The sequence below is a fragment of the Acinetobacter sp. HR7 genome (assembly GCF_000773685.1).
Taxonomy (GTDB): Bacteria; Pseudomonadota; Gammaproteobacteria; order Pseudomonadales; family Moraxellaceae; genus Acinetobacter; species Acinetobacter thermotolerans.
Genome location: NZ_JPQO01000090.1, coordinates 20,241 through 31,379, shown reverse-complemented (window position 1 = coordinate 31,379; position 11,139 = coordinate 20,241). Strand labels below are relative to the sequence as shown.

Below are 11,139 nucleotides of genomic sequence, written 5' to 3'. Positions count from 1 at the left end.
TGTGTTAGCCGGATGCTTACGGTAAAAAGCATAGTTCAACGATAGTCTGAGTCAAGATTACAGCAGGAATTATGGGCATACTTCCCGGAATTGCAAAAGCTAATGGAAGAATAACAAATGAATTTCTATATGATGCTGAAAAGGACACAGCACTAGCAGAGCCAGATTCTAATCGAAAAATACGAGCAATTATCCAACCCACGAATGGAGCAATAATGGCAAAAGAAATATAAATTGGTAAAGCTTGAAGAGCTGCACTTTTTGCAAGCCCAATTTGAGGCATAACTGATGCTAGGACGATAAACAAAACTAGGGCTGTGGCAGGTACAGGAAATAAGTTTAGGCTTTCAGCCACTTTTTCTGCTTGTTCATTTCTATTCCCAATGAACTGAACTATAGCTGCCATTGCTAAGGGTGCAACAATGAACCATACAAACGCATGGACAAAAGGACCAATTTCAACAAGCTGAGCTACCTCTTCTCCGAGGAGTACACCAAGATAAATTGGTAGTAAGATCATTTGGATAAGCAATAATACAGGTGTCATCGCAAGTAATAATCTTGCATTACCTTTCCCAACATGGGTGAAAGTAATCACATAATCAATACACGGTGCTAGTAGAACAAAAAGTACAGCTAAACGAATAAGTGGGTTTTCAGGTAAAAATTGTATTAGACCTGCCGTAATTAAAGGTAAGGCAATAAAGTTAGTAATAAGTAATGCAGAAATAAAACGTAAATTTTTTAATGCCTTGCCAATTTCTGCAATAGGTACTTGTAAAAAAGTAGCAAATAACATTAATGCCAGTGCAGGGTTAATCAAACTTTCTAAAATCGTCGCTCCACTGATGGTTAATCCAAAAATAACTCCGATAAAGATGGTACAGAAGTAGATTTTGACTTGATTATCTTCAAGAAAATTTCGAATATTTTCCATTTTAATTGAGTTACTCACTTGCTTTTAAATAGCGGTATACCGCCTGGCGACTAATTCCAAATGCCTGGCCTAATGCCATTTTTGAAGGGTACTTTCCTTCCTTCCATTCTTGTCTTAAAGCTTCAGCCTGTTCAGGTTTCAATTTATGTACACGCCCTTTGTACTTTCCTTGAGCAGAGGCCAGTTTTATTCCTTCTTTTTGACGCTCTAAAATGATCTCACGTTCGAACTGTGCAAAAGCGCCCATCAATTGCAGCATCAAATTATCCATCGGGGTAGATTGAGCAGTGAAAGTAATATTTTCTTTTACGAACTGGATGGCAATTCCTCGTTTGACCAGTTTATCTACTTCAGTGACTAAATCTTTTAAGCTTCGAGCAAAACGATCCATGGAATGTACAATCACCCTGTCCCCTTCCCGGACATAGTTCAACATTTCCTGAAATTTCGGTCGGTCGGTATTTTTACCCGAAGCTCGGTCAACAAAAATCCGGTCGATTTCAATTCCCTCAAGTTGACGTCCTGTATTTTGCTCGACTGAACTCACCCGGACATAACCTACTTTTTGACCTTTCACTCTTTCACTCCCCAATTGGATAAAAATGAACAATTTCGTAAATTATAAATCTTTAATATCAAAGTTACATGTTATATATGATTAAAAATCATTTAAATGATACATAAAATCCGGGACATTCTGAGTGTTGCTTTAGGGTTTACCTTAAAGAAACAAAATGCTTATAGTTATTTATTGAATAGTTTAAGAAGTTCCAGTAATGATTTATTGTGAAATCAGATAGAATAAGTTTGTAAACTGAGTACAAAATTTTCTTAATAAATAGTGCTCTTAAGCTTTTATAATATTGAATTCTATTTATGAGTAATTTACTAAAAAATATTCTTGATGTTTTAGAAAAAGAAGGTCCTCTTAAAGCAAGAAAAATTGCATTACTTTTGGATTCTACTCGAACTACTATTACTCATACGACTATTAACTCTGAGCTATATAAAGCCTTAGATTTAGAAGGTTTAACTAAGAACGAGCAAAATATATGGAGTTATGTAACCCCTAATATTAAAAGAATATCTTTTGATAGTTCTTCTAGTTGGTTAAGTGCTTCAAATATTGAACAAGTATTAAAAAAGTATCCAAACTTATTGAATATGAAGTCTGAAATTGAGTTTCATTTTCCTAATAAACCTATATTTTTAGATTGTATACTTAAAATTCTAAGTTTAACCAACCAATTAGCATTGAGCGGTTCGAAAGTTACCCTTATGTTTGAAGGAAATTCAAAGGGTTTTAGCTACTTGGACCGGTGTGGTTTTTTTGATCAAATCCAGCCTAATGTAATAATTTTACCGTATAGACCAAACGAGTCTTCAGCTAAAAAATATAACTCTAATTCCGAAAACTTAGTTGAAATTTTTCCAATCAAAGATGTGTATGAAGGTTCAGAATTACCGCGTTTAAAAAAATGTATAAGTGGTGAGCTATCTGAAGATGAAAATAAAGTTATTCTGGGGAAACTTAGTCATCTAATAACAGAATTAATTACAAATATTAGAGATCATGGTAAATCTGAATTAGATGGTTATGTAGCTCTCCAAACTTATAACTTACCTAAGTATAAAAAAATTGTAGTTTCTGTATCTGATAGTGGTCCAGGATTGTTAGCTACTTTAAGAAATGAAGCATCTAAGTTAGAGAAATATAAGAATCTTTTTGAGAAACTTGGTTTTAATGAAAGTTCTGCTGATATTGACTTGCTAACTTACATTCTAAACAAGGGCGGTATTTCTAGAACAGGAATGGATGGCCGAGGTATGGGCTTAGAACGAGGGAGCAGCAAATTAAAACTGATCGCTAATAAAAATAATGGTTTAGAGTCTAGTAATCTTAAATCAATTACATTATCTATAAGACAAAGAGATCAAGAAATCATTTTCCCTTATAGGGATGGTCTTCTAATTTCTGAAGAAGCTAAACAAAAAACAGGGTTAACGATATTACAAGGAACTCACTATGTTCTAACAATAATCCTTGACAAAATATAATAATCTGATTAAAAGAACAGCATGAACCAGATAGCCAAAATTATGAAACTAATAGATTTTACTAAAGAGAGCTCGCCTTATGGTACGCAAAAAGGGCGTGAAGTTTTTTCTTTAATGAGAGAGTTTATTGAAAAACATGCATCTAGTACTATTTTTGAATTGTCTTTTGAAGGTATAGAGTTTGTTGACTCTTCTTTTACTAGAGAAAGTATTATTCTTTTAGCTCAGCTTTATAAAGGGAAAAAAGGTTTGTATGTTTCTTATATCGAAGATCAAGATATCATCGATAATATAGATTATATAGCTCAAGTTTTGAAACAACCTATTGCTATAAAATTGGATCAGGGTATTCAAATTTTAGGTCCAAGGCTAACCAAAGCAAATTTAGAAATTTTAGAATTGATTCTTGAGCAAAAAAAAGTTACTACAGCCTTAGTTGCGAATGCGTTTGATATATCTGTTCCAAATGCTAGTAGCAAACTAAAAAAATTAGTTGATGATGGGTATATTCTGCGGTTTGAAGAAACAGCAGAAACAGGCGGCATAGAGTTCATTTACCAAAGTATCTGTTAAATCGAAAAATCTGCTTAAAAATATTTACTTAAGCAGATTTTTGGTGTAGCTTTATTCCAGCAAGTTTTTTTACACCCTGGTTAATGAAATTAATTTAACCAGATTAATCAGAATTCGGAGCTATACATGAAACAATTTGCTTATTCTCTCAGCGATTTAACCTTTAAACATGGATCTATTGAGGATCATTCCCCTATCGGATCTCAGCTATTGAGATCACTTGGATACTCTTCAAAGGACAATGTTCTTTTGTACCAGGTGCTTAATCAATCAGGTATGGAGGAAATCAGTCCTGAAGAGAGTATAGATTTTGAGAAGGGTGATAAGTTTTTTATCCTTGAAGGTGATCGTAGTTTTAAGTTAAAAATTGACGGCTTTAACTATGAGTGGCCTGAAAACAACATTACCTTGAAGCATTTAAAAGTTCTAACAGGACTGAAAAATAAATCCTTCTTTTTATCTAAATCGGAAGAAGCGGATTTAATGATCAGTGAACAAACTGTTATTAACTTATCTGAAGCTGGTATTGAAGATATCTATACTCAATTGCCGAAGCAAACTTATGAGCTCAATGTTCAAGGTACAATCATTAAGGTAGATAAATCTCAAATTATTGTTTCTGAAGCATTATCTTTAGCAGGTATTCAAGATGCTGAGAATTATCAAATTATTTTAAAGATTCAAGGTGAGCCTAAACAAGAAGTCACATCAAATTCAGTAATAGATTTAGCAAAGCCTGGTATTGAAAAACTTCGACTAATTCCACGAGAAGTAAATAATGGGGATGCAGTTGTAAATAGTTTTCAGATTCTTCCAAAAGACAATGAATATTTAAACCAGGTGTTTGGAAATTTTCGAACTATTATTGAGCAAAATCGTCGGTGGCTCATAGTTGATAACTACCAATTACCTGAAGGATACAGCCATCAAGTAATTTCCATCGCAATTGAAATCCCTATTGCCTATCCTCAAGCTGAAATTGATATGTTTTATACATATCCTCGAATTCAATTATCGACTGGTGCTATTCCATCTTGTACTGAAGTAGATCAATCAATTGAAGGTAAACTTTATCAACGATGGTCTCGGCATCGTAGTCCTCTTTCTGCTTGGAATCCAGCATGTGATAATGTTATTACACACTTTGCACTTATTGAAGAATCATTACTTCGTGAGGTGCAGCCATGATTTTACAAACTCATTTTAGAATCACGGATACCCATTTAGATGACTTAAAACGTCATCTATTTCCGGGAGATGGGTTAGAAGCCAGTGCTATAGCACTTGCTTCATGCAACAAAATAAATGATCAAATTATTTTTTTGGTTCAAGATATTTTGTTAGTGCCGCATAGTGAATGTATTCGTAAAGTTGATTACTTAACTTGGCCTGGAAAATTTATAGAAGAAGCGATTGAAAAGGGAGAGGGAAAAAATCTCAGTTTATTTTTAATTCATTCCCATCCATCAAATCTAAATCAGTTTTCGATTGCTGATGATGAAAGTGATCAGAAAGTAATACCTTGTATTTTTGCAGCATATAACCAATTACATGGCTCAGTAATAGTGACACCTGAAGGAAAATTAACGGGGCGTTTCTATGATAAGAATTTATCCCCACAATATATTGATAAGTTCTTAATTGTAGGTCAAAACATTGAATTAGTTGCTCGACAATCGTCGAGCAACGTTATGCCTTTTTCAGCCGATATGACCCAAAGTCTAAAAAATTTTAAAGTTGGTGTTATAGGGGCATCTGGTACAGGATCAATTGTTATTGAAAACCTTGCCAGATTAGGAGTTGGCCATCTTGTCTTGATCGATGATGATGTTATTGAACATAAGAATTTGAATAGAATTCTTAATTCAACTATTCAGGATGCTGAGAATCAAAAATCGAAGGTTAAAGTTCTAGCTGATGCTATTAACCAATATAGGTCTGATGTTGTCTTAACAATATTAGATAGCAAGATTGGTACTCAGCCGGCTATTTTCGAGGCAGCAACTTGTGATGTTTTATTCAGCTGTGTTGATACGGTTTCGGCAAGGATGTATGTAGATTTAGTTGGTGAGCATTTTCTTTTACCTATCTTTGATATCGGCGTAACAATCCCAACAGGATCAAAAGATGGAAAACCTTTTATTACAGAAGTGTGTGCCCGGCTAGATTATATCCAACCTCATAGAAGTTCCCTGAAAGATAGAGAAGTTTATACACCAGACTCTTTGAGAGCAGAATATTTGAAAGATACTTCACCTGATATCTATGAAAAACAGTTGCAAGAAGGCTATTTCAAGGGTGTTCATGAAGAGGCTCCCTCTGTAATTTCGCTTAATATGCTCGCTGCAAGCTATTGTATAAACGAGTTTATAGCTAGAACGTTTTTGTTCCGACAAGAAAATAATTCTAATTATGCAAGAACTGTCATTTGCCTAGGTGCTAATGAAACTGAGTATTTTAAGGAAGATGACTTTACTTCAGTTTCTAGGACTAATGTCGGTAAAGGTATCACTACTCCACTCTTAGGAATGCCTAATCTTGGAGGAGTGAAATGAAACAATTTTTTTTCAAATACCTAACTCTATTTTTAGATATGGTCTTTTCTCGTTCGGTAATTCAACTAAATGGGGACTCTTTACCTGACAAGATGCCAATTAGATCTATAGTCGTTGCTATTGAAGATGATGAAATCTGGTGTGTAGGTTTAAAGTGTCCATGTGGTTGTGGTTACACTATAGAGTTACCAATTATTAAAGAGGCAAAACCTCGCTGGGACATAAATATTAACTCACAGAATCAGATTAGTTTATTTCCTTCAGTTTTTCTGAAAAAAGGTTGTAAGTCTCACTTTTGGATCAAAAATGGAAAAATTACATGGTGTAACTAGATCTGTACTTTGATTTGAAATGTTCATTTGATAGGAATGATTTAAAACTTAATTATTGAAGGTTAACTTAAGAAGAAAAATACAATGAATATATTAGCAACAATTTTCTTTCCATTTTTAGTTAATAAAAAACTATGTTGGATTATTATTACAGGTGTTGGGATTTCATTGCTCATTAAAATTGGAATGGACTATCAACTCACGAAATTACATAGCCAAGTTGCGGGTACCTTGTTAGAAGGCTTAGAACCATATAGATTACTTAAACGTTATAACTATCTGATTATATGCATTATTATCTGGACATTAGTTACTTCAAGTAAAGAATATTTTAAAACTTTTAATAAATATAATTAAGATAAAAAGAAATGTACGATAAATATGAAGGTAATTCTCTAGCTCAATACCCGATACTTGTTATTAGCGTTAGAATTTCCAACCATAACAACTAATCGTCTTAGTTAGCTAACCCTGCGGCAAAGATTATAGGGTAAGAAAAGATCTACTTTTAGACCCTATTATTTTTTAGGGGGGATTACCATCTCAATTTAATATAATAGATATTATTAAATAATAAAAAATCCTAACGAAATGTTAGAATTTTTTATCATTTAGACAAAATATAATTAATTTTAGATTCTGCCAATATTCTATTTTTTAAATAAACACTACTAGGTTGGTGAAATTTACGCGCAGCCTTAATCTTTGTACGATGAGCTACTAAGGCTTCTAAGCTTCTCTGTTTTTCTGATACTTTTGATATAACTGAATCACTCATAATTTTACCTACTTATAGCTCAAATAGATCTATGACTATTTTTCCATTCTCGCATGTTTTATTAAGAACTTCAAACATAGAAGGAGGACAAATTAGCACTTCTCTCTCATCTTCATTATAGTAATTAACATAACTTAACCAACTAATATCTTTACCTTTTTTTGTCTCAAAATAGATTTCTACATCATAATCTTCATAGAATCCCTCATCCTTAGAAGTGCTCATAAAGAATGGATATGTGATTATTTTTCCTTTGATATGACTATCTATCCATGCTTTATTATCTATATATTTATCATTTCTACAGACAATGCCCTGAAAATTAGGCAATTTTTCTAATGCTATTAAAAGGAGTTGTTTAATATCAGAAAAAAACTGGTTTCCTATATTTTGATTAAGGACTTTAGACCCATAACCTGTGTAAAATTGTATTGCAACAGACTCAGCATCAGATAACCCATACTTACTCTTAAAATGGGACATATTTCCATCTTTTTGAATAGCGTGTAAAAAATCTTCGTAGTTTTCTAAAGAATCTGATTGTTTAATCCATTTGTTGATTAAATCTATGTCATTCATGACCGCTATGAGGCTTGTATATGAAAATTAGTAACAATTATGACATTGAAAATAAAATATATGGAGGGATATTTGGCCTTTTAATTGGGGATGCAATAGGTGTTCCATATGAATTTAAAGAAAAATATGAAATTAAAGATATAGATATCTACCCTAAAGATCTTAAAAATAAAACTTATCCTAATGTAAGATTTGGTACATGGTCTGATGATGGAGCACAAAGCCTAATTTTGCTCTCAAGCCTATTAGATAATAACAAATTAGACCTAACTGATCTTTTGAACCGTTTAGTTAAGTGGCTTGAGAATGGTTATATGTCTGTAGATAACTACACTTTTGATGTTGGCATCCAAACTTATGCATATATTAATGCATATAGAAAACAGAAAAAGTTTGAAATAGACAATTCCCCAAATGAATATCACAATGGAAATGGTTCTTTAATGAGATGTTTACCTTTAGCTCTCTGGCATAAAGGATCTAGTAAGGAACTTATTGATTTGGCGCATAAACAATCTTTAATAACTCACCCACATATTAGATCTCAGGCTTGTTGTGCATTATATTGTTTAATAGCTAAAAACCTTCTTTTAGGATTTACTCCCGAAATTGCAATAAAAAATTCAAAACATGAGCTTATTAATATTTATACTAAATACAATTATTTTGATGCTCTAAAAGAATTAAAAAACCAGATTCTTTCCTACGACTTAAATGAATGTCATGGTGGATCATATGTTGTTGATTCTCTTATGAGTTCTTTAGTATGTATTAAAGAGCCAAGTTACTCCACTGTAATCAAAAAAGCCATATCCTTTGGCAATGATACTGATACTACTGCTTGTATCGCTGGAGGACTTGCAGGAATTCGATTTGGTTTTAATAACATACCTGAACATTGGATCTCTGGATTAAGAGGTAAGGAAATAGTTTATCCTTTATTAAAACGATTACTAGAAACTAGATATTCAAATATTAAATTTATTTAACATAGAATCTCAGAGATGGATCCGGAAATTTGAACAACTCCTATAAGTGATATTCTGCTCCTCAAATGATGTTATAAACATCAATAGATGGAGTATTTTATGGCACGTAGACCAAGAAGAAATCATTCAAACGACTTTAAAGCTAAGGTAGCACTTGCTGCGATGGTAATCCCCCCTAAAATACTAGCTCTTTAAAAGAGGCAGTATTATGCTTTTACAACATGGTGTTTAACTTGAGAAACTGAATTTAAAACAATCTACTGTAACTCTTCCAGACAGATATGAAATTAATCCACCCCTAGCCCTTTAAACACCGCATCTACCGGATCTGCATAGAAGCTGGTCTGGAACTTGGTAAACAGTTCCACAGGAATCGTTGGGATATCTGCCGCACTACTCATTGGCAAAGCAACCTTCTTGGCACCCGCATCAAAAGCAACTTGCAGACATTCGGCAATACTTTCCACCGGTGTCACTGAACCACCCAAGCTCATATCACCCAGTACCACCATCTGACTTTGAACCGATCGTCCTAAGAGGCCAGAAGCGAAAGCCACTAAACTTGGCAGAGCAAGATGGCTGAGCGGGCCGGTATTCTGTAATTCCACCACATGTAAATGGAAATCATGTTCCAGCACCTTACTGCCACCCGATATTCTGGATGCATTGGCCTTGAAGTAATCAAAAGCAATCTTGACCTGTTCTTTGGCACTACTTGAATTCCATAAGCCAGATGTCGCCAATTTTCCTGAACCTTTAGTGACTTGAAGTTCTAAGCGGTATAAGCCTGGCATGCCCTTATTACTGAGGCCAATGGTATACAGGAAGCCTGGTTTAGCAGGACCTTCGGGAATCAGTCCACCTCCACCCTGCTCTTTTACCGAAACAAAATGCTCTTCTAGGGTGTCATTGTCGATATAGCTAAAATGCACATCATAGAATTCCATCCCCCCAATTTTTTTCAGCTGCTCTTTGACCCGACGGCGTACCTGCAGCGCATATTCCAGACATTGGCGTACATCTTCTTTATTAAACTGACCGTGTGGGTAAAGCAGCTTCATCAATCCAGAAACCGTCTTGCGAACGGCAATCACATCGCGCTGATTCAGGTTATTTCCGAGTTTGAAGTACTTCTCAATGGCATCCGCAAAACTACGCTTGCGCATTTCCCGGAAGAATTCAGCCAGATAATCAACGATTAGACCATAACGGTTGGTGAAGAACTCCGGGCGCATCTTGGGAATTTCCCAGCCGGGGATGTAAGCATGAAAACGATCGAAGAATGCCGAATCAATCATGGCTTCCGGGAAAGGTGCCAATAGATGGCTGGTTTTGACCAGGGATTCCACGCTTTGGTTGATATTACCCACAAAAACCATTGAAGCTGAGGCTTCCATCTGTTCCCGGCCACGGGCAAAAGATCCCGAGGCCATGTAGTCTTTCATGATCTGCACGCCATCTTTGTCCTTAAAGGAAATACCGGCGACTTCATCAAAGGCCACTACATCCCATAACCCCACCAGACCAATACGGCGGCTACTCATGTTATAGAACAGATTGGCGACAGTCGTTTGCCCACCCGAGACTAAAATACTGTTCGGTGAACACTCTTTGTAAATATGGCTTTTACCGGTACCGCGTGGCCCCAGCTCACAGACGTTATAGTTGTTTTCGACAAAGGGAATCATGCGCGCCAACAAGTGCCATTGCACCTCCTCTTTTAAGGAAGCCGGCTCCATACCGATCGAACGGATTAAACTCTCGCGCCACTGCTCAGTGGTTAACGCTGCCCGTCCGTTGAACAGCTCATCCATATTCATATTGGGCATCTGAATCGGCTTGAGTAAGCTCACCCCAAATGGAGAACTAGTCTGTCCTTCTTCAAAATAATAACTGAGCGTAGCAATGACCCAGATACCACCGACCAGCAGCTTTTCATACTCTTTGACGATGCCTGCCGAGATCTCGGCATCTTTGATGCCCAGATTACTAAATGATGCTTCGTATTTGTCCTTACGCTCATTCAGCTTTACGGTCACCCGATCAATGACCTTATAACTGCCACGCTCACGAACCAGGGATTTCACCTTCTCAGCTTCATCAGGTCGTACATAGTTCTCTGCCAGCACAGTCTTTACGTTACGTAGTCCCTGCTCAATGATCTCTGGATCATCCGAGGCACAGTACATTCCCAGCAGGTATTCAAGTACATAGACCGGGACATTGGCCCCTTCTTTGATCAGTTTAGTTAGATCCTTACGTACCACCCGCCCAGCAAAGTGTTCATTCAGCAGCTGATCCAGTTCTTTATCGTTAGCAGATTCCATGTAGGCTACGC

At 35.6% G+C, this 11,139-nt stretch carries 12 protein-coding genes; 7 read left to right on the top strand and 5 right to left on the bottom strand.

Translation table 11 applies throughout. From position 1 onward, the window contains the following. Positions 1–16: 16 nt before the first annotated feature. Positions 17–937, bottom strand: coding sequence for an arsenic resistance protein (locus tag GW12_RS05305; protein ID WP_034584454.1), 921 nt, complete (start codon positions 935–937; stop codon positions 17–19). Between the two features lie 10 nt (positions 938–947). Then, positions 948–1,514 (bottom strand): recombinase family protein, encoded by a 567-nt coding sequence (locus tag GW12_RS05300; RefSeq protein ID WP_004758168.1) that lies wholly within the window; start codon positions 1,512–1,514, stop codon positions 948–950. 299 nt (positions 1,515–1,813) lie between these two features. Between GW12_RS05300 and GW12_RS05295 the strand changes: the two genes are divergently transcribed. The 6 genes from GW12_RS05295 to GW12_RS05270 all read left to right on the top strand — a co-directional run bounded on the left by GW12_RS05295 (position 1,814) and on the right by GW12_RS05270 (position 6,812). Further along, positions 1,814–2,995, top strand: coding sequence for an ATP-binding protein (locus GW12_RS05295; protein ID WP_034584444.1), 1,182 nt, complete (start codon positions 1,814–1,816; stop codon positions 2,993–2,995). A gap of 21 nt (positions 2,996–3,016) precedes the next feature. Continuing rightward, positions 3,017–3,568: a winged helix-turn-helix domain-containing protein gene (locus GW12_RS05290; RefSeq protein ID WP_034584442.1), complete on the top strand. Its 552-nt coding sequence runs from the start codon at positions 3,017–3,019 to the stop codon at positions 3,566–3,568. Positions 3,569–3,694: 126 nt separating this feature from the next. Continuing rightward, the gene (locus tag GW12_RS05285; RefSeq protein WP_034584440.1) at positions 3,695–4,756 is read left to right on the top strand and encodes an E2/UBC family protein; all 1,062 of its coding nucleotides are present in this window, start codon (positions 3,695–3,697) and stop codon (positions 4,754–4,756) included. Further along, a complete protein-coding gene (locus GW12_RS05280) occupies positions 4,753–6,123 on the top strand; it encodes a ThiF family adenylyltransferase (protein ID WP_034584438.1) in 1,371 nt (456 codons plus the stop codon). Before GW12_RS05285 ends, GW12_RS05280 begins: the two co-directional genes overlap by 4 nt. Next, positions 6,120–6,455 (top strand): DUF6527 family protein, encoded by a 336-nt coding sequence (locus GW12_RS05275; protein ID WP_034584436.1) that lies wholly within the window; start codon positions 6,120–6,122, stop codon positions 6,453–6,455. Before GW12_RS05280 ends, GW12_RS05275 begins: the two co-directional genes overlap by 4 nt. An 84-nt stretch (positions 6,456–6,539) precedes the next feature. Next, complete coding sequence (locus tag GW12_RS05270; RefSeq protein ID WP_034584434.1) at positions 6,540–6,812, top strand: hypothetical protein; 273 nt, start codon at positions 6,540–6,542, stop codon at positions 6,810–6,812. 250 nt (positions 6,813–7,062) lie between these two features. Here the strand turns inward: GW12_RS05270 and GW12_RS15765 are convergent, their stop codons facing one another. Then, positions 7,063–7,233 (bottom strand): hypothetical protein, encoded by a 171-nt coding sequence (locus GW12_RS15765; RefSeq protein WP_161788380.1) that lies wholly within the window; start codon positions 7,231–7,233, stop codon positions 7,063–7,065. A 12-nt stretch (positions 7,234–7,245) separates the two neighbouring features. Next, positions 7,246–7,812, bottom strand: coding sequence for an ADP-ribosyltransferase domain-containing protein (locus GW12_RS05265; protein WP_034584433.1), 567 nt, complete (start codon positions 7,810–7,812; stop codon positions 7,246–7,248). Between the two features lie 20 nt (positions 7,813–7,832). On the opposite strand from GW12_RS05265, the gene GW12_RS05260 reads away from it, so the two are divergent. Further along, positions 7,833–8,801: an ADP-ribosylglycohydrolase family protein gene (locus tag GW12_RS05260; RefSeq protein ID WP_034584431.1), complete on the top strand. Its 969-nt coding sequence runs from the start codon at positions 7,833–7,835 to the stop codon at positions 8,799–8,801. A 287-nt stretch (positions 8,802–9,088) separates the two neighbouring features. On the opposite strand, the gene brxL is transcribed toward GW12_RS05260, so the two are convergent. Further along, on the bottom strand, positions 9,089–11,128 hold the full coding sequence (gene brxL / locus GW12_RS05255; RefSeq protein ID WP_034584429.1) for a protease Lon-related BREX system protein BrxL: 2,040 nt from the start codon (positions 11,126–11,128) through the stop codon (positions 9,089–9,091). Positions 11,129–11,139: the final 11 nt, after the last annotated feature.